The following is an 18,866-nucleotide window of genomic DNA, read 5'->3' on the forward strand; positions in this document are numbered from 1 at the left end:
TGTCTGTTGTCATAAGTTTCATTACGCATGCTACGGTTCATTTTTAGCTGCTTTTACGATAAATGAAAGTTTCAACTTATAAGATAAATTTTATCAAAAAAATGATTGATTTAATTTTTAATTTTAAAAAATTTCCTTTCAGAAAAGAAAAGTCACTAAAAAAGAAACTTTCATTCATCAGACAGGAAGAAATACATTTAAAAATCTTATTTTTTGAACTGTATTTTCTTATCTCTCATTTTTTAATATGAATAAAAAGAGAATATTAATTGAATGGCTAAAAAAGGGACATTAATAGGTTCATAGAATGATAGGTTCTCTTCCTTATTGTCTTGATATTTTACGTACCATAGATCGTGATCGCTATATATCGGTTTTATTTGCACCTAAAAAAAAGCGCAAAGCATTGGCTGCTCTCTACGCATTTAATGCTGAGATTTCTCGTATTCGTGAAAGTGTTCATGATCCACTCATCGGCGAAATACGATTACGCTGGTGGTATGATTCTATCGCGCATGGTGAAATGCAAACGAGTGGCAGTAATCCGATTTTAAGTGATTTATTGACAGCAATAACTCTTTTTAATTTACCTAAAACAGCTTTTTTACGGTATTGTGATGCACAAATTTTAGACCTTTACCACAACCCACTAGAAACCTTTCATGATCTCGAGCATTATTGTGGTGAAACAGCAAGTATAATTTTACAGCTTTCTTGTCAGATATTAGATCCTGATGCCGCACAAGATTTTACAGATACCTATAAACATGGAGGAATTGCTCAAGGATTAAGCGGTGTATTGCGCCTTTTATCCTTCATGCAATCACGCTATTACTATTATTTACCTACTAATATGCTGCAGGCTGTAGGGGTAAATAGGAAGGATTTGGATTCTCATCGTCTCAGTGATCAACAAAAGGACCATATTGTTGAAGCTATGGTCGCATTATCACGTGACCATTATACCAAGTTTTATGCGTCTTCTCATACTTTACCTAGAGCTCTTAAGCCAGCCTTTCTTCCATTGGTCATTATACCGGCTTCTCTTCAAAAGGCTCTACAGCTAGGGGCTGCAATTTTTCAAGAAAGTGCAACTTTGCCATTGATACATCGCTATTGGTTGATAACAAGAACAGCACTAAGCGGTCATTTTCCAAAGATATTGTAAAAGAATATGACAACGTTAGAGTTAGACTGATTTTTTTTATGTTGAAGATAAAAAGAGATATTAGAATTCCAAATCATTTCGTTGTTATGGAAAACATTGAGATAATTTTTTCTATGAACGCAAAAGAATAAGAAATTTTAAGACCTTGAAAATACAATGTATTGGGTGGTTGGAGAGGCACAAGCCGGCACCATTGTTACATAGGCGTCCAACTCCCAATATTGCGACAGCCCTTGGAATTCTTCATAAGAGGTATGTTCTTTCTTTAATGTTTATTATCCAAACGCTCATTCCGTTTGTAACGTGTAAGTGAGAGGTTTTGATTGATTCAATACGGAATGAGTTCAGAATAAAAGAATCTTATGGTATTTAGGATTTTTATTCAATATAAATAATACTATATTATTATTATAAATCAATATATTATACAAAAATATAAGATAAAGCCTAATACATTGGTTCATTTGATAAAGAATTTTGGTATTGGGGACTCTAAATGTATTGGTCGTATTTTATTTTCAAATGAAATATAATTTCTCTTTTATTACGAGAGGAATTACTTTAGCCGCCTATTAAGGCTATAGAAAAACGCTCATTTTTGAAAAATTAAAGTTATGAATCTGTAATTGATGATTGCTATGATATGGAGAAATATTAATTTATCATGAGAGTTTATTTTTTCCATATTGAATGAGAGCGTTGAATAAATAAAGATTTTCTCATTTTAAATCACGTTTATAATGAATGTTAAAATAGTTTTTTCATATCATAAGTTGGGTGTGTCAATGAAAATCATGGAAGGAAGAAGCAATACACACCTTATGAATTGAATGCTAAGAGTGGCAATATGACAAGCTGTAAATGTAATGACAAGAGGGATGACATTTATAGCGGAATTGGCGACAACCTTTACAGCTTTTAGATAGATAATATTGCTTACCGCGTTGAAAAAAACGGACTCCCCATACCCATTGACTATTTTCTCGCAAATCCATAAATGCACTGACTTGCGAGAGCATTAATTATAATGCCGATCTTAAGCTAAAAGCAAACAAGAGATCGGCCTTATTTTTTTTCAACGATAGATGGAGCGCTGATAGAAACTCTATCAAATAAGTTTTTTTAAATTATGTACATCCTTTTTATTGGAGAGCGTTAAAGATCTGATTATAATTTTTGCTATTAATCTCTAAAGGATGTTCTTGATTAGCACTTTGTAGCATTTCTAGCTTGAGATCTTCGCTTACCATTAAGTCTATATTGGTCCGAACCTCAGGTGGAAGAGTATGAGGCGTGATGTCTTTAGGCATCGTTACAGACTTTATTTGATAAACGATACGGTTTGTTGCAACCGGACCTTTTATGATGCCATAATGACCTTGGGGACCAGAAAATAATGTTTTAATTCCTTCAACACCAAGGATTTCAGAGGGATCTTGACGCCGGAGGAGGGGCGTTGTTTGTTTTGTAACACCAAGTGCCTGAGCAAGGGCAACAAAACTTTTTCCTTCCATAAGCTGTTTGAGAGCATTTTGGGCTTTTTCATCAAGAAGGCGTTGGATCTCCTCATTTTTCCATTGAGAAAGAACATCTATCTTAGCTTCTTCTAGTGTTTTATCGCGGGCAGGAATAATTTTATCGACCTTATACCAGAGATATCCACCATTTTGAAAAGAGAGAGGATCAAGATCGGCGCCTTCATTTGATTGATAGATGGCATTTAGTAAAGTATCTTTTTGAGGCAAATCGGTGAGGACTGTACCTTCAAGCGTTTTGCCTGTTTTATCAAGGGTAATTGTGCGCAGAGTTAATTTGTATTGGTCCGCAAGCTCTTTAAAAGAAGCGCCTTCAAAACGAGCATTTTCAATGGATACATAATTGTTACGGATTTCATCAGCAGCGCGATTTTTAGCAAGTGTTTGACGAATATTTTCTTCTACCTTTTCAAAAGGAAGTGAGCTTGTAGGTTCAATATGTGTGACGCGAATGAGAACAGGTCCCTGTAAGTCATTTATTACAGAACTGACTTGCCCTTGTTGGAGTTCAAAAATTTCAGATGCGAGATGAGGAGGAAGTTCATTTTCTGCAAGAGGCCCTTTTTTTATGTCCTTAAGAGTCTTTTTTTCAGTTTTTACCAGTTCATCAAAACTCAATCCATCGGCTATTTTTTTTGCCGCTTTATCGGCTTCTTCGCGGGTGGGGAAGCGCAGTTCTTCGAATATGCGCTTTTCAGGCGTTACAAAACGTGAAGCATTTTGGGTATAATAGGCTTTCGCCTCATCTATTGAGATATCATTGGGTTTTACGAAATCATTAAGTTCCATCGATAGCAAAGAGACAGTACGGTATTCCGGAGCGCGAAATTCACTTTGATGTGTTTCAAACCATTTTTGTAGTGTTTCGTGATCAGGATCAGCAATCGTTTGCTTTCCTTTTAGATCAATAACGAGATAATCAGCATTCCGCATTTCTCCTTGATAAAGAGCAAGTGCTTTATAAAAGAGATCGGGTGCTTTCATGTCAGAGAGTAAAGCTGCAATAAGTTGGTTACGCTTTTCTTGTTTGGTATAATAATTAAGAAAAGCACTTTCACTGATACGTAAATGCTGAAGATAGTTATAAAATAAATTTTTATCAAATATACCATTTATCTGGAACATCTTATCAGAACCAATCGTACGGGCGATTGTATCTTTTGAAAGACTTATTTTCATTTTACGGACTTGTTCATCAAGCAGTACATTTTGTTGCAATTGATTAAACACAAAAGCAGGAATTTGGTATTGCTGCATTTCATTTGGGGTAAACATTCGCCCAAGATGAGCTGCTTGTGCTAAACGTGCGCTTTGATCGGCAAGTGCGAGACGATAATCATCGATCGTTACGATGGACTTTCCAGAAGTAATAAGATCTCTTTCGCTTTTTGTGTGTAACCGTGGTATCCCCCATAAAAGAACGAAGCATAAGAGTAAAATAGCAAGAAAAACTCTGCAAATCCAAGAATTTGTAGCACTTCTTATGACGTCAAGCATTGTTCAATCCCATTTTTAATATAAGTTACTATCAAAGCAGTCATGGAATTTGCAATAAAGAGACGAAAGATGCAAGCTTTTAAAGACTTGCTTTCGTTTTATAATTTGATACTACAGATAAACAAAGTATTATAAGAGCTCTTGAGGTAAAAATATGTCTCCAAATATTCGGCCTTTTCTTGCTGGAAATTGGAAAATGAATGGAACGAGAGAATCGCTTGGAGAGTTACGTGCTATTGCTACAGGCGTTAGCTCTGATCTCAATCATCTATTTGAAGCGCTTATTTGTCTTCCAGCAACGCTTTTATCGCCTGCTTCTGATACGCTGGATGGTGCAAATCTCCTTTTAGGAGGGCAAGATTGTCACTTTGATGATCATGGTCCTTATACGGGAGATATTTCAGCTTTTATGCTTAAAGAAGCTGGAGCAAGTCATGTTATTCTTGGGCATTCGGAACGTCGTACAGCGTATCAGGAAAATGATTCAATTGTCTGTGCTAAAGTGCGAGCAGCGTGGCGCGCAGGTCTTGTGACGCTTGTGTGTATTGGTGAAACATTGGAGGAACGCAACAATAATGAAGTCCTAAATGTCCTTACGCAACAGCTTGAAGGATCTTTACCAGATGATACAACAGCAGAGAATACCATTATCGCTTATGAACCTGTTTGGGCGATAGGTACTGGCAATACGGCAACTTCAGAAGATATTGCAAAAGTGCATCATTTTATTCGTGATGAGATGCGCTCTCGTTTTGGTGATGAAGGCAATAAGATACGTTTGCTTTATGGTGGATCCGTAAAGCCATCCAATGCTTTTGAGCTTTTAAGCATTCCTCATGTTAATGGGGCTTTGATCGGTGGAGCTAGCTTAAAAGCCATTGATTTCTTAACGATTTGCGATGTTTGTCGTAAATTATAGCAGAGAAATTTGAGTTCCCTCTTGGATTGTGTGTTATTTATGTGTAAATAGCTATAAAAGAGTTATTGGAAGAGCAGGGTTTATGCAAACAGTACTTATTGTTATTCATTTATTGATTGTGATTACTTTGGTTGGAGTTATCTTAATCCAGCCTTCAGAAGGCGGTGGGCTCGGTGTGAGTAATAGCTCAGGGCTGATGAAAACCCGTGGATCTCGAAATCCTTTAACACGGTTGACAGCTATTTTAGCCTGTTGCTTTTTTGTTGTGTCCATTGGACTTACTGTTGTGGGAAGTATATCAAATTCGAGCTCTGATATTTTAAAGCGTATACCGGTTAATTCAGAGCAGAATTCTACCAATAAAGGTTCAGAATCAATCCCATCATCAGATGATAAGTCTTCCCCTTCTATTCTTGAACAGCTAGGAGGTCCTTCCGATTCTCCGCAGGAACAAAAATCGCTTAAAAATCCTGAAGCGGAAACCCCAGTTCCGCCGGTTCTTGAAAACACAGTTCCGGATCATAATACAAAATAGTTCTTTAAAGAAAATATAGATTTTTAAAAAGGTGATTTTTTCACCTTTTTTATTTTAGATTTTATTTTAGAAGAAAAACTGTTCCTTTTTGCATTTTTTGCTGGAAAAATCATTATAAATTGCTTATCACCATAAGCCCATGGCACGTTATGTTTTTATTACTGGTGGTGTGGTTTCTTCCCTTGGAAAAGGCATCGCAGCGGCGGCGTTAGCAGCGTTATTACAGGCTCGTGGCTATCGTGTACGCCTTCGCAAACTTGATCCCTATTTAAATGTTGATCCAGGGACGATGTCGCCTTATCAACATGGTGAGGTATTCGTGACCGATGATGGTGCGGAAACGGATCTTGATCTTGGTCATTATGAGCGCTTTACGGGGCGTTCTGCAAATAGCCAAGATAATATTACAACAGGGCGTATTTATCGCAATATCATTGAACGAGAGCGGCGAGGTGATTATTTAGGGGCAACAGTCCAAGTTATTCCGCATGTTACAGATGAAATTAAGCGGTTCATTACAACGGGAAATGAAGAATTTGATTTTGTTTTATGTGAAATAGGTGGAACAGTTGGTGATATTGAAGCCATGCCTTTTCTTGAAGCGATTCGACAGCTTGGTAATGAGCTCTCCCGACAAAATGTTGTTTATGTCCATCTTACATTAATGCCTTATATCCCCTCGGCAGGTGAATTAAAAACGAAGCCAACACAACATTCTGTCAAAGAATTGCAATCAATTGGTATATCTCCTGATATTTTGCTTGTGCGTGCAGATCGGTCTATTCCAGAAACAGAGCGGTGCAAATTATCACTTTTTTGCAATGTTCGCGCCAAAGCGGTCATCCAAGCATTAGATATGCCAACAATTTATGATGTTCCCATGGCTTATCATAAAGAGGGTTTAGACTCTGAAGTTCTTTGCGCTTTTGGAATCGATTCGGCTCCCCCTCCTCAGATGGATCGGTGGGAAGATATTACACATCGCATTCACCACCCTGAAGGAGAAGTTACGATTGCTATTGTAGGAAAATATACGGGCTTAAAGGATGCTTATAAATCTCTTATCGAAGCGATTGCGCATGGTGGTTTAGCGAATAAAGTGAAAGTTAATATTGAGTGGATTGATTCGCAACTTCTTGAAAAAGAAGATTCCATTTCAACTTTACAAAAAGCGCATGGAATTTTGGTTCCTGGGGCTTTTGGTGCTCGAGGGGCAGAAGGGAAGATTCGAGCAATTCAATTTGCACGAGAGCGTAAAGTTCCGTTTTTAGGGATTTGTTTTGGCATGCAATTGGCTTGTATAGAAGCTGCACGCAATATTGCGCAGATTGAGAATGCATCATCAAGTGAGTTTTGCGAAACAGAAAATCCAATTGTAGGTTTAATGACAGAATGGGTCAAAGGCGATATTCTTGAAAAACGAACAAGAAATGGTGATCTCGGTGGATCCATGCGCCTTGGTGCTTTTGCTGCTGAATTAAAAGAAGAAAGTCATATTGCTCAAATTTATGGGATGACAAAGATTGTTGAACGACATCGTCATCGTTATGAGGTCAATATTGATTATAAAGACAGGCTAGAACAGTGTGGTTTGATTTTTTCTGGTATGTCTCCCGATGGCATTTTGCCGGAAACAATAGAATATGCAGATCATCCGTGGTTTATTGGTGTTCAATATCATCCAGAACTAAAATCACGCCCTTTCGAACCCCATCCACTTTTTGCTTCTTTTATTGAAGCTGCTGTAGAACAAAGTCGATTAGTTTAAGGTATAATTTTTCTTTTGAGGGATAAAATGACAAAACCAAATGCCCAAGTAAAAGTTGGAAATGTTATTTTTTCAAATGAAATGCCTCTTTCATTAATTGCAGGGCCGTGTCAGATGGAAAGTCGTGATCATGCTTTTGAAATGGCTGGTCGTATTAAAACAATTGCCGATCAGCTTGGTATCGGGTTTGTTTATAAATCAAGTTATGATAAAGCCAACCGTACCTCTTTGAGTGCAGCACGGGGTATTGGTCTTGAAAAAGCAATGGTCATTTTCTCTGATTTAAAAAAAGAGTTTGATTGTCCCATATTGACTGATGTGCATACCGAAGAGCAATGTAGCATTGTTTCTTCTACGGTTGATATTTTACAAATACCCGCTTTTTTATGTCGTCAAACAGATCTTTTGATTGCTGCCGCCAAAACAGGGTGTGTTATTAATATTAAAAAAGGGCAGTTTTTAGCACCGTGGGATATGGAGAATGTTTTAAAAAAGGTTGTTCACAGTGGTAATCCCAATGTTATGCTTTGTGAGCGCGGTACATCATTTGGCTATAACCGACTTATTTCGGATATGCGTTCGTTGCCTATTTTACGTTCATTTGGGGCGCCTGTTATTTTTGATGCAACACACTCTGTTCAAGAACCTGGAGGGCAAGGGGCTTCATCTGGTGGACAGCGTCAATTTGTTGAAGTATTAGCGCGTGCGGCTGTTTCTGTTGGGGTTGCCGGTATTTTTTTAGAAACACATCAAGATCCAGACCATGCCCCTTCTGATGGCCCCAATATGGTTAAAATTGATGATTTACAAAGACTGCTTGAGACTTTAATGGAATTTGATCATTTGTCAAAGAAGTTGAATTAAGAAGAGAAAAAATATTTCGCAAATAGGACATTAGAAATGAATCGCGACTTTTATTGGATAAGGAAACATAGATGACGATCATTGTCGATATCATGGGGCGTGAGGTTCTTGATAGCCGTGGTAATCCGACGGTAGAAGTTGATGTTCATTTGGAAAATGGCGCTTTTGGTCGCGCGCTGGTTCCCTCAGGAGCTTCAACGGGGGCACATGAGGCTGTAGAGCTTCGTGATGGTGGTCCGCGTTATCAAGGGAAAGGTGTTGAAAAAGCGGTTGCTGCAGTCAATGGCGAAATTCTTGAAGAACTTGGTGGGCGGGATGCAAGAGACCAAATCGCTATTGATCAAGCCATGATTACTTTGGATGGAACGCCAAACAAAGCTCGTCTTGGTGCTAATGCACTTCTTGGTGTTTCATTGGCTGTTGCAAGAGCCGCCGCAAACTCATTAAATTTACCCTTGTATCGTTATATTGGTGGACCGCAAGCGCATATTCTTCCAACACCTATGATGAATATTATTAATGGTGGGGTTCATGCTGATAACTCGATTGATTTTCAAGAATTTATGATTATTCCAGTAGGAGCCCCTACCGTGAGAGAGGCCATCCGTTATGGTGCTGAAGTTTTCCATACGTTGAAAAAGCGTTTAAAAGATGCGGGATATAATACCAATGTTGGTGATGAAGGTGGCTTTGCACCTCAATTTAAAAGTGCAGACCAAGCAATTGATTTTATTATGGAATCCATCATAACATGTGGTTATAAACCAGGTGAGCAAATTGCCATTGGTTTAGACTGTGCTTCTACTGAGTTTTATAAAAATGGTTCATATTTTTATAAAGGTGAGGGAAAATGTCGCGACATCCAAGAACAAGTCGATTATTTGGCGCACCTTGTGAAAAGTTATCCTATTGTTACCATTGAAGATGGAATGGCAGAGGATGATTGGGAAGGTTGGAAGCTTCTTACTGATACAATTGGAGAAAAATGTCAGCTTGTGGGCGATGATTTATTTGTAACCAATTCAGCGCGTTTGCGTGAGGGTATCAAGATGGGAGTAGGCAATTCTATTCTCATAAAAGTTAATCAAATTGGGACATTGAGTGAAACACTTGATGCTGTAGAAACAGCACATAAAGCGGGTTATCGTGCCATTATATCTCATCGCTCAGGCGAAACAGAGGATTCTTTCATTGCCGATCTTGCGGTTGCAACAAATTGTGGACAAATTAAAACAGGTTCTCTTGCACGTTCGGATAGATTAGCAAAATACAATCAACTTATTCGTATTGAAGAAATACTAGGGGGCCAAGCCCGTTATGCTGGTGATGTATATCGTTGATTGTTGTGAGCACAAAATATGAAAGTATAAGATCATTTAGATTATGAAATTGAGCTGTCTTATCAAAGGCATAGAGCAATTATTTTATAGGCATTTAAATTTATAGGGATTAAGATGAGAGGTATAATTATTAGTCAAGATCAAGGAACGTATCTCGTTTCGGGTGATGATGGTAAGCGTTATCAGTTTGCGACTTGGGATTGGTTGGGAAAGAAATCACCGAGGATTGGTGATACCGTTGATTTCGTCTGTGAAGGAGGTGTAGTCAGTTCTGTTTTTCCATTGTTGAGATCAGGTACAGAGAACTCAAGGATAATGTTTGCACTCCTTTGTTGGTGTGCAGGTATTTTTGGTGTCCATCGTTTTATGGTTGGGAGAGTTCGGACGGGTGTGTTAATGCTTGTTTTATCTTTATCGGTTGTTGGATTGATGATTACTGGTATTTGGGCAATTGTTGATTTCATACTCATTCTTGCTGGAAAATTTACGGATAAAAATGGGAATCAGATTACAGATCTATAATAAAGAGCAGATAATTGAGGTCGCTTTTTATTTTTATAAACATATTAAGTTCATCATACCGAATCATTTTACTCTAGCTCTTTAATGTGAGATATTAAGAAAAATATGCACAGTTAAATAAAGTATTGAATAAAGACTGTGCTATTTTATATGGGTAAAACAACTAAGGTGTGTTTTGTATTACTGCTCATAGCAGCAGAAAGCGTTAGGTTATTGGGGGGCTCTGAACGATTTTAATTTCACGTTTATTACGGTTGCTACAAATTTTATTTACGCCGTGAGGTTAATCGATATATTATCAAATTAGAAATAATCTCTTTATGAATAACACATGAGGAGCAGCTTTATAGGTGATCAAAGATGAAGGGTAAGATTATTGGTCAAAATCAAGAAGATTATTTCGTTTCAGGGGCTGATGGTAAGCGTTATCAATTTGCGAGTTGGAATTGGTTAGGGAAAAAAACACCAAAGGTAGGGGATACTGTTGATTTTGTATATGAAGATGATGTTGTTAAATCTGTTTTCCCTCTTTTGAGTGAATCTCAGTCAGAAAAATCAAGATTGGCGATAGCACTTGTTTGTTGGTTTTTTGGATGGTTGGGGATTCATCGCTTTATGGCAGGTAAAGTTGGAACGGGTATTGTGATGTTTCTCATGACTATAACAGGTATAGGACTGTTGATCACTATACCATGGGCATTTATTGATTTTATAGTTATTTTATCCGGATACTTTAGGGATGAAAATGGGGATAAAATTATAAATTGGTAGAAATTTTAGAATAATATAAAATGTAAAGAGTGAGGGACTTTCTTTACTTTTAATGTTTTTAATATATTAAATTTCATAATGTAAATTATTTTAATCTATGTCTTTAAATGTGAAATATTAAAGAAAATGATAAATATTTAAATAAAACTATTGAAAAATACTGTACTATTTCATATGAAAAAAGTAAAAGTGCAAATCGAACAGCGTGCTTTGTATTGCCACTTATAATTGCGGGAATTTTAAGTTGTTGGGGGATTTTAAGCTTTTTAAATTGTCATATATCACGGTGAGTGCAGATCGTACTCATGCGGTGAGGTTTATCTAACATATTATCATATTAGAAGAAAAACTTCTTTATGAATAGCAATTTTATAGGTGGTGAAGATGAAAGGTAAGATTATCGGTGAGGATCAAGGAGATTATTTCATTTCAGGGGCTGATGGTAAGCGCTATCAGTTTGCGAATTGGGATTGGTCAGGAAAAAAGCCGCCGAAGGTTGGTGATGTTGTTGATTTTGTGTGTGAAGGGGATACCGTTAAATCTATTTTCCCTGTCTTGACTGAAGGTCAGTCACAACAATCAAAAGTGACGTTAGCGGTCGTTTGTTTTTTTCTAGGTGGACTAGGAATTCATCGTTTTATGGTGGGCAAAGTTGGAACGGGCATCGCACTGCTTCTTATAAATATAATAAGTTGGATAACTATACCATTTTTTGTAGGGCTTCTAGGGCTTTTTTTAATAGTTACACCTTGGGTATTGATTGATTTTATAGTCATTTTAACAGGAAATTTTAAGGACAAAGATGGGCATAAAATCACAAATTAGTGAGATATCCAATATTTGACATATAAAAAGTGAGTCATTCAGCTTACTTTGATTGTGTTCAAGGGGGGGATAAATTGGTGATAACAAATTGTTTGCGTGTGTAGATTGAGTAATGAGGTGTTAATCAAAATCGTGCATAGTTAGGCAGAATATGAAGAAATTTTTGCTGTAGAGACTGTGCTATTTTATGTGGACAAAGCAGAAACGTCGATCAATCAAAGTGCGTTTTGTACTACCTCTTATGACGGTGGGCGTTTTAAGCTATTTCAGTTACCATATTTATCATGGTGAGTATGGATTATATTCACGCAGTGAAGTTAATCAGCAGATTAGCGAATTAGAAAAGGAGCTTCATAAAATAGAAGCTGAGCGTGAGTTCATTGAAAAGCGTATTTCTCTTTTACGCAATGGGCATATTGAAAAGGATATGTTGGATGAATATGTCCGAAAGAATTTAAATTTTTCTAAGCCAAATGAATTAACAATCTTAATGCCTTAAAATGATACCAAAGGTAAATGAAAAATCGCTTAATTTAAACGACAATCAGCAATGATATTGTTTAAGCCGATTGATAAGGCTTGTAACTTTTGTTCGTAAAGGTTATTCCTAAATAATCATAAAAGGGAGTTTAATATGGCAGAACGACTTAAAAAAAATTCTGCGTCGGTGGCGCGCACTGCATTATCAAGCACCACAAAGAAAGCACCAATAGCAGATTTTACAAAAGAGGAAGAACTTGATGCCTATCGTGAAATGCTTTTAATTCGCCGTTTTGAAGAAAAAGCAGGACAACTTTATGGTATGGGGCTTATTGGGGGATTTTGTCATCTTTATATTGGACAGGAAGCTGTTGTTATTGGAACATTAAAGGCAACAAAAGAAGGTGATCAAGTTATTACATCTTACCGTGATCATGGCCATATGTTAGCTGTTGGGATGAGTCCGCGGGGCGTCATGGCAGAATTAACGGGACGCCAAGGGGGATTTTCCAAAGGCAAAGGTGGCTCGATGCATATGTTCTCTAAAGAAAAGAATTTTTATGGTGGCCATGGTATTGTTGGTGCGCAGGTTCCCATAGGTTCAGGTTTGGCATTTTCGAATCAATATCTTGGTAAAGATAATGTGACATTGGTTTATTTTGGTGATGGCGCTGCAAATCAGGGGCAGGTTTACGAAAGTTTTAATATGGCTTCACTTTGGAAGTTGCCCGTTGTTTATATTATTGAAAACAATCAGTATGCTATGGGAACATCCGTTTCACGGGCATCTGCAGAAACTGATTTTTCTCGCCGCGGTCTTTCTTTTGAAATTCCAGGTATTGTTGTTGATGGTATGGATGTTCGCTCCGTAAAAGGAGCTGCTGATGAAGCAGTTTCTTGGGCACGTTCGGGGAAAGGGCCCATCATTCTTGATATGCAGACCTATCGCTATCGTGGTCATTCCATGTCTGATCCAGCAAAATATCGCTCTAAAGAAGAAGTTCAAAAAATAAAAGAGGAACACGATCCGATTGATCAAGTAAAAAGTCGGATTCTTAAACAAAATTGGGCGAGTGAAGATGATTTAAAGTCTATTGAGAAAGAAGTCCGTACAATTGTTGCTGATGCGGCAGATTTTGCACAAAGTGATCAAGAGCCAGATGCTTCTGAGCTCTATACGGATATTTTAGTTTGATGCGAGGGAAGCAAGTATGTCTATTGATATTTTGATGCCGGCGCTTTCACCAACCATGGAAGAAGGTAAACTGTCTAAATGGCTCAAGAAAGAAGGTGATAAGGTTAGCTCTGGCGATGTTATTGCTGAAATTGAAACGGATAAAGCGACAATGGAAGTAGAGGCTGTTGATGAAGGCACGCTTGGAAAAATTTTTGTGTCTGAAGGTTCTGAGGGTGTAAAGGTTAATAGTGTTATTGCAGTTTTGTTAGAAGAAGGTGAGCGTGCTGAAGATATTTCGCATCCTACTAATACAGCACAAAAAACTGAAGTATCCTCTCCTTCTCTTCCTTCATCAGTTCCGCAATCTCTTACTTTTGCACCGCCTCCTGATTTTGATATTCCAGCGGGAACAGAAATGGTGACAATGACAGTTCGTGAAGCGCTTAATCAGGCTTTGGCGGAAGAAATGCGGCGTGATGAAAAGGTTTTTCTCATGGGGGAAGAAGTTGCGCAATATCAAGGAGCCTATAAGGTTAGCCAAGGTTTGTTGGAAGAATTCGGGGAACGGCGCGTTATTGATACGCCAATTACAGAACATGGTTTTGCTGGACTGGCTGTTGGAGCTGCTTTTGGAGGGCTACGTCCCATTGTCGAGTTTATGACATTTAATTTTGCCATGCAGGCAATGGATCAAATTATTAACTCAGCAGCAAAAACACGTTATATGTCTGGTGGACAAATGACGGCTCCTATGGTTTTCCGTGGTCCCAATGGCGCGGCTGCTCGTGTTGGTGCTCAACATTCTCAATGTTATGCTGCTTGGTATAGTCATATTCCAGGGTTGAAAGTTGTCATGCCTTATAGTGCTGCAGATGCAAAAGGTTTGCTAAAAGCGGCTATTCGTGATGATAACCCTGTTATTTTCCTTGAAAATGAAATTTTGTACGGGCATCAATTTGAGGTCCCTCAACTTGATGATTTTATTTTGCCTATTGGGCGGGCACGACTTCATAAGTCTGGACAAGATGTGACGATTGTTGCCTGTGGGATTGGTATGCATTACGCTGTTCAAGCATTACCAGAAATTGAAAAACTTGGTATTGACGTTGAGTTAATTGATTTACGAACCATTCGTCCGATGGATCTTCCGACAATTCTTTCTTCCGTTAAAAAGACGGGCCGTTTGGTAACAATTGAAGAGGGTTTTCCTCAGTCATCTGTAGGAACTGAAATAGCAACGCGTGTTATGCAACAGGCTTTTGATTATCTTGATGCACCAATTGCGACGATTTCCGGCAAAGATGTTCCAATGCCTTATGCGGCTAATCTTGAGAAGTTGGCTTTGCCTGATACTGCTGAAATTATTGAGGCCGTTAAGGCTGTGACATACAGAGCATAACGGAGGAAAGCACAATGCCCATTAAAATTACAATGCCAGCGCTTTCCCCTACGATGGAAGAGGGAAATTTAACAAAATGGAATATTAAGGAAGGCGATAAGGTTTCCTCTGGGGATGTTATTGCTGAAATTGAGACGGATAAAGCGACGATGGAGGTCGAGGCCGTCGATGAGGGGACAGTTGCTAAAATTGTTGTTTCTGCCGGAACACAAGGTGTTAAAGTGAATTCTTTGATTGTTGTTTTAGCAGAAGAGGGTGAAGACTTAGCTGAAGCTGCAAAAGTTGCAGAAGAGACTTCTTCTTCTATAAAACAAGAATCAGAGGGCGAAAAACAAGCAGATTCTTTGAAGCAGACGGACACAAAGGGGATAAAAATGTCTCATGAATCATCCGCTCAGCAATTAATACAGCAAGATAAAGAGGGAGCTCGTCTTTTTGCCTCTCCCTTAGCGCGGCGGTTAGCTTCTCAGGCGGGTCTTGACTTATCCCTTATTTCTGGAAGTGGTCCCCATGGACGTATTATCAAGCGCGATGTAGAAAAAGCTATGAGCGGGGATATCTCTCAAGCTTCTTATTCGTCATCAATCGGCGAGCTGATTGCAGCAGGTGATTCTGACAAACAGATATTGCAACTCTTCAAAGAGAATGAATATCTCTTCACACCCCATGATAATATGCGTAAAACGATCGCCACACGTTTGGTGGAATCAAAGCAAAAAGTTCCACATTTCTATGTGACCGTAGATTGTGAACTTGATGCGCTATTAGCGTTGCGGACACAATTGAATGCTGCAGCACCAATGGTTAAGACACTGGAAGAAGCTAAGCCTACTTATAAGCTTTCTGTTAATGATATGGTGATCAAAGCGGTTGCACTTTCTTTGAAAGCGGTTCCTGATGCGAATGTCTCTTGGCTTGAAGGTGGAATGCTTCATCATAAACATTGTGATGTTGGGGTTGCTGTTTCTATTCCCAATGGATTAATTACGCCGATTATTCGCCATGCAGAGGAAAAGCCGTTATCGCTTATTTCCAAAGAGATGAAGGATTTTGCAAAGCGTGCGCGTGAGCGCAAATTGAAAATGGAAGAATATCAAGGGGGAACAACAGCTGTATCAAATATGGGGATGTATGGTGTGAAAAGTTTTTCTGCGATCCTTAATCCACCCCATGCGACGATTTTTGCGATTGGTGCAGGAGAGCAACGCGCTGTTGTTAAAAATGGTGCATTAGCTGTTGCGACAGTTATGTCGGTTACACTTTCTGTTGATCATCGCGCTGTCGATGGTGCTTTAGCGGCAGAGCTTGCGCGGACCTTTAAGAAGATAATTGAAAATCCATTAGCAATGTTGGTTTGAATGACCGCTCTTTACGTAAATTATGAAAGGGTATGTTAAGAGAGTGGAAGCAAATTTAAAAAGTTTGAAGAGCAATGCTATTGCTGTTTCTGGTTTGGATAAAGCATTGATGTGAAGCGTAGAATAAAAAACATAAGCCGATTTTATGATGTTGATTTTCAATCTTAAGTTCAAAAGTGCATATCCATTTTATATATATCCATGGAGGAATGACTGTGACAAATCTTTATGATGTAATTGTAATTGGATCAGGTCCAGGCGGATATGTAACCGCAATTCGTGCAGCACAATGTGGCTTTAAGACTGCAATTGTTGAGCGTGAACACTTGGGAGGGATTTGTTTAAATTGGGGGTGTATTCCAACAAAGGCTCTTTTACGTTCGGCAGAAATGAAACATTTTGCTGAACATGCGAAAGAGTATGGACTCAAAATTAATGGTTCAATTGAAGCAAATATCAAAGATGTTGTGACACGTTCACGCGGCGTTTCAGCTCGTTTAAATGCTGGTGTTGGTTTTTTAATGAAAAAAAACAAGATTGACATTATTTGGGGTGAAGCAAAGCTTACGAAAGAAGCGAAGGCAAACCAACCTGCGGAAATTATAGTTTCTTCATCCTCCAAACCGGTTATGCAACCGCAAAATCCAATTCCTAAAGGAACATTAGGGAAGGGGACTTATCAAGCAAAGCATATCATTATTGCAACGGGTGCACGTCCTCGTGTCCTTCCTGGTATTGAGCCAGATGGAAAGCTCATTTGGACTTACTTTGAAGCGATGATACCGACAGAAATGCCGAAGTCGCTTTTGGTCATAGGGTCTGGGGCTATTGGTATTGAATTTGCTTCCTTTTATCGTGATATGGGAGCTGAGGTTACTGTCGTTGAAATGATGCCCCATATCATGCCCGCTGAAGATACTGAAATTTCAACATTTGCTCGTAAACAGTTGGAAAAAAAAGGTTTACGTATTCTTTGCCAAGCAAAAGTAACAAAGGTTGAAAAAGCTTCCAATTCCGTGACGGTACATCTTGATGTTGAGGGAAAAACAGAGACAATGACGGTTGATCGGGTGATTTCCGCTGTTGGGGTACAGGGTAATATTGAGAATCTTGGGTTAGAGGCGTTGGGTATAAAAACCGATCGTGGGTGCATTGTAACCGATGAGTGGAGTTGGACGGGGGTTGCAGGTATTTATGCTATCGGTGATGTGGCAGGTCCTCCTATGTTAGCTCATAAAGCAGAAGAAGAAGGCGTGATATGCATTGAACGTCTTGCTGGTTTAAAGAGTGTTCATCCGCTTGATAAGAGAAAAATTCCGGGGTGCACCTATTGCACACCGCAAGTTGCGTCTGTAGGACTTTCAGAAGCAGCAGCAAAAGAAGCAGGGTATGATATACGTATTGGTCGTTATTCTTTTTCTGCCAATGGCAAGGCGATTGCTTTGGGTGAAGATCAGGGGTTAGTAAAAACCATTTTTGATAAAAAAACAGGACAGCTTCTTGGCGCCCATATGGTAGGGGCAGAGGTAACAGAACTGATACAGGGTTTTGTTATTGCCATGAATCTTGAAACAACAGAGGAAGAATTGATGCATACTGTCTTTCCACATCCGACTTTATCGGAAATGATGAAAGAAAGTGTATTGGATGCTTATGGTCAAGTTTTAAATGCTTGATGATTGGGTTTGCGTGAAGAATCTTAAATTTTTCATTGCTCCTTCGTATTGATAAGGCAAAGGCTTAAATGGTTACGGTTGTTGATAGAGTTACGAATAGACGTTTGCGTCATCCTGAAAAGGCTCATCGTCCGGATACAAGCGTTCAGAAAAAGCCAGATTGGATTCGTGTAAAAGCGCCAACATCTCCGATCTATAAGGAAACGCATGGTATTGTCCGCACCCATAAATTAGTGACTGTCTGTGAAGAAGCAGGTTGCCCTAATATTGGCGAATGTTGGAGTCAGCGGCATGCCAGCTTTATGATTTTAGGGGAGATATGTACGCGTGCGTGTGCTTTTTGTAACGTTGCAACAGGCATTCCACTTGCCGTTGATGATAACGAGCCAGAACGTGTCGCCGATGCTGTTGCGCGGATGGAATTAAAACATGTCGTCATTACATCGGTTGATCGTGATGATCTTGCGGATGGTGGCGCTGAGCATTTTGCAAAAGTTATTTATGCGATTCGTCGAAAAGCACCTAAAACAACAATTGAAGTTCTTACACCTGATTTTCGTCATAAAGATGGTGCTTTAGAAATTGTTGTTGCTGCTAAGCCTGATGTTTTTAATCATAATTTAGAAACAGTTCCTTCTAAATATTTAAAGGTCCGTCCAGGAGCACGTTATTTTCATTCAATTCGTTTATTACAACGTGTTAAGGAACTGGATCCAACAATTTTTACAAAATCGGGAATTATGGTTGGCCTTGGGGAAGAACGAAATGAAATTCTGCAATTGATGGATGATTTACGCTCTGCTGATGTGGACTTTATGACAATTGGACAATATTTGCAACCTACGCGAAAACATCATCCCGTTATTCGTTTTGTGCCTCCTGAAGAGTTTGAATCTTTTGCCAAAATTGGTAAAGTAAAAGGATTTTTACATATGGCTTCCAATCCTTTGACGCGTTCATCTCATCATGCAGGAGATGATTTTGCCATTTTGCAAAAAGCGCGTGAAGAAAAATTTGCCTTACAGAGATAAT

Annotated in this window: 16 protein-coding genes; 15 read left to right on the top strand and 1 reads right to left on the bottom strand. The window is 38.7% G+C overall.

Translation table 11 applies throughout. The annotated features are described in order from the left end of the window. Positions 1-307 precede the first annotated feature (307 nt). Positions 308-1,168: a phytoene/squalene synthase family protein gene (locus tag FJG96_RS05280; protein WP_139413064.1), complete on the top strand. Its 861-nt coding sequence runs from the start codon at positions 308-310 to the stop codon at positions 1,166-1,168. Positions 1,169-2,310: 1,142 nt separating this feature from the next. Here the strand turns inward: FJG96_RS05280 and FJG96_RS05285 are convergent. Next, on the bottom strand, positions 2,311-4,200 hold the full coding sequence (locus tag FJG96_RS05285) for a peptidyl-prolyl cis-trans isomerase (RefSeq protein ID WP_139413065.1): 1,890 nt from the start codon (positions 4,198-4,200) through the stop codon (positions 2,311-2,313). A 154-nt stretch (positions 4,201-4,354) separates the two neighbouring features. On the opposite strand from FJG96_RS05285, the gene tpiA reads away from it, so the two are divergent. The 14 genes from tpiA to lipA all read left to right on the top strand — a co-directional run bounded on the left by tpiA (position 4,355) and on the right by lipA (position 18,865). Then, positions 4,355-5,119 carry a triose-phosphate isomerase gene (tpiA, locus tag FJG96_RS05290; RefSeq protein WP_139413066.1) on the top strand — a complete coding sequence of 255 codons (765 nt, stop codon included), beginning with the start codon at positions 4,355-4,357 and terminating at the stop codon, positions 5,117-5,119. An 82-nt stretch (positions 5,120-5,201) separates the two neighbouring features. Further along, a complete protein-coding gene (secG, locus tag FJG96_RS05295) occupies positions 5,202-5,654 on the top strand; it encodes a preprotein translocase subunit SecG (RefSeq protein WP_139413067.1) in 453 nt (150 codons plus the stop codon). A 139-nt stretch (positions 5,655-5,793) separates the two neighbouring features. Next, the gene (locus tag FJG96_RS05300) at positions 5,794-7,422 is read left to right on the top strand and encodes a CTP synthase (RefSeq protein ID WP_139413068.1); all 1,629 of its coding nucleotides are present in this window, start codon (positions 5,794-5,796) and stop codon (positions 7,420-7,422) included. A gap of 27 nt (positions 7,423-7,449) precedes the next feature. Then, positions 7,450-8,286, top strand: a complete 837-nt coding sequence (gene kdsA, locus FJG96_RS05305) for a 3-deoxy-8-phosphooctulonate synthase (protein ID WP_139413069.1) — start codon at positions 7,450-7,452, stop codon at positions 8,284-8,286. 71 nt (positions 8,287-8,357) lie between these two features. Further along, positions 8,358-9,626 carry a phosphopyruvate hydratase gene (eno, locus tag FJG96_RS05310; RefSeq protein WP_139413070.1) on the top strand — a complete coding sequence of 423 codons (1,269 nt, stop codon included), beginning with the start codon at positions 8,358-8,360 and terminating at the stop codon, positions 9,624-9,626. 114 nt (positions 9,627-9,740) lie between these two features. Beyond that, a complete protein-coding gene (locus FJG96_RS05315) occupies positions 9,741-10,148 on the top strand; it encodes a TM2 domain-containing protein (protein WP_139413071.1) in 408 nt (135 codons plus the stop codon). Positions 10,149-10,508: 360 nt separating this feature from the next. After that, the gene (locus tag FJG96_RS05320) at positions 10,509-10,919 is read left to right on the top strand and encodes a TM2 domain-containing protein (protein ID WP_139413072.1); all 411 of its coding nucleotides are present in this window, start codon (positions 10,509-10,511) and stop codon (positions 10,917-10,919) included. Between the two features lie 384 nt (positions 10,920-11,303). Then, entirely contained in the window at positions 11,304-11,744 is a 441-nt protein-coding gene (locus FJG96_RS05325) for a TM2 domain-containing protein (RefSeq protein WP_139413073.1), read from the top strand. Between the two features lie 187 nt (positions 11,745-11,931). After that, positions 11,932-12,243: an FtsB family cell division protein gene (locus FJG96_RS05330; RefSeq protein WP_139413074.1), complete on the top strand. Its 312-nt coding sequence runs from the start codon at positions 11,932-11,934 to the stop codon at positions 12,241-12,243. 135 nt (positions 12,244-12,378) lie between these two features. Next, positions 12,379-13,419 (top strand): pyruvate dehydrogenase (acetyl-transferring) E1 component subunit alpha, encoded by a 1,041-nt coding sequence (pdhA, locus tag FJG96_RS05335; RefSeq protein ID WP_139413075.1) that lies wholly within the window; start codon positions 12,379-12,381, stop codon positions 13,417-13,419. A 16-nt stretch (positions 13,420-13,435) separates the two neighbouring features. After that, a complete protein-coding gene (locus FJG96_RS05340; RefSeq protein WP_139413076.1) occupies positions 13,436-14,800 on the top strand; it encodes a pyruvate dehydrogenase complex E1 component subunit beta in 1,365 nt (454 codons plus the stop codon). Positions 14,801-14,814: 14 nt separating this feature from the next. Beyond that, positions 14,815-16,158 carry a pyruvate dehydrogenase complex dihydrolipoamide acetyltransferase gene (locus tag FJG96_RS05345; protein WP_139413077.1) on the top strand — a complete coding sequence of 448 codons (1,344 nt, stop codon included), beginning with the start codon at positions 14,815-14,817 and terminating at the stop codon, positions 16,156-16,158. A 215-nt stretch (positions 16,159-16,373) separates the two neighbouring features. After that, the gene (gene lpdA / locus FJG96_RS05350) at positions 16,374-17,834 is read left to right on the top strand and encodes a dihydrolipoyl dehydrogenase (RefSeq protein WP_139413078.1); all 1,461 of its coding nucleotides are present in this window, start codon (positions 16,374-16,376) and stop codon (positions 17,832-17,834) included. Positions 17,835-17,902: 68 nt separating this feature from the next. Beyond that, on the top strand, positions 17,903-18,865 hold the full coding sequence (gene lipA, locus FJG96_RS05355; RefSeq protein WP_139413079.1) for a lipoyl synthase: 963 nt from the start codon (positions 17,903-17,905) through the stop codon (positions 18,863-18,865). Position 18,866 lies beyond the last annotated feature (1 nt).

The organism is Bartonella mastomydis (assembly GCF_900185775.1).
Lineage (GTDB): Bacteria > Pseudomonadota > Alphaproteobacteria > Rhizobiales > Rhizobiaceae > Bartonella > Bartonella elizabethae.

Bases quoted from the DNA above. Each gene is read 5' to 3' on its own strand.
- FJG96_RS05280 (WP_139413064.1), top strand. From the start codon at position 308: ATGATAGGTTCTCTTCCTTATTGTCTTGATATTTTACGTACCATAGAT.
- FJG96_RS05325 (WP_139413073.1), top strand. From the start codon at position 11,304: ATGAAAGGTAAGATTATCGGTGAGGATCAAGGAGATTATTTCATTTCA.
- FJG96_RS05300 (WP_139413068.1), top strand. From the start codon at position 5,794: ATGGCACGTTATGTTTTTATTACTGGTGGTGTGGTTTCTTCCCTTGGA.
- eno (WP_139413070.1), top strand. From the start codon at position 8,358: ATGACGATCATTGTCGATATCATGGGGCGTGAGGTTCTTGATAGCCGT.
- FJG96_RS05285 (WP_139413065.1), bottom strand. From the start codon at position 4,200: ATGCTTGACGTCATAAGAAGTGCTACAAATTCTTGGATTTGCAGAGTT.
- FJG96_RS05345 (WP_139413077.1), top strand. From the start codon at position 14,815: ATGCCCATTAAAATTACAATGCCAGCGCTTTCCCCTACGATGGAAGAG.
- FJG96_RS05320 (WP_139413072.1), top strand. From the start codon at position 10,509: ATGAAGGGTAAGATTATTGGTCAAAATCAAGAAGATTATTTCGTTTCA.
- secG (WP_139413067.1), top strand. From the start codon at position 5,202: ATGCAAACAGTACTTATTGTTATTCATTTATTGATTGTGATTACTTTG.
- pdhA (WP_139413075.1), top strand. From the start codon at position 12,379: ATGGCAGAACGACTTAAAAAAAATTCTGCGTCGGTGGCGCGCACTGCA.
- tpiA (WP_139413066.1), top strand. From the start codon at position 4,355: ATGTCTCCAAATATTCGGCCTTTTCTTGCTGGAAATTGGAAAATGAAT.
- kdsA (WP_139413069.1), top strand. From the start codon at position 7,450: ATGACAAAACCAAATGCCCAAGTAAAAGTTGGAAATGTTATTTTTTCA.
- lipA (WP_139413079.1), top strand. From the start codon at position 17,903: ATGGTTACGGTTGTTGATAGAGTTACGAATAGACGTTTGCGTCATCCT.
- FJG96_RS05340 (WP_139413076.1), top strand. From the start codon at position 13,436: ATGTCTATTGATATTTTGATGCCGGCGCTTTCACCAACCATGGAAGAA.
- FJG96_RS05315 (WP_139413071.1), top strand. From the start codon at position 9,741: ATGAGAGGTATAATTATTAGTCAAGATCAAGGAACGTATCTCGTTTCG.
- FJG96_RS05330 (WP_139413074.1), top strand. From the start codon at position 11,932: ATGTGGACAAAGCAGAAACGTCGATCAATCAAAGTGCGTTTTGTACTA.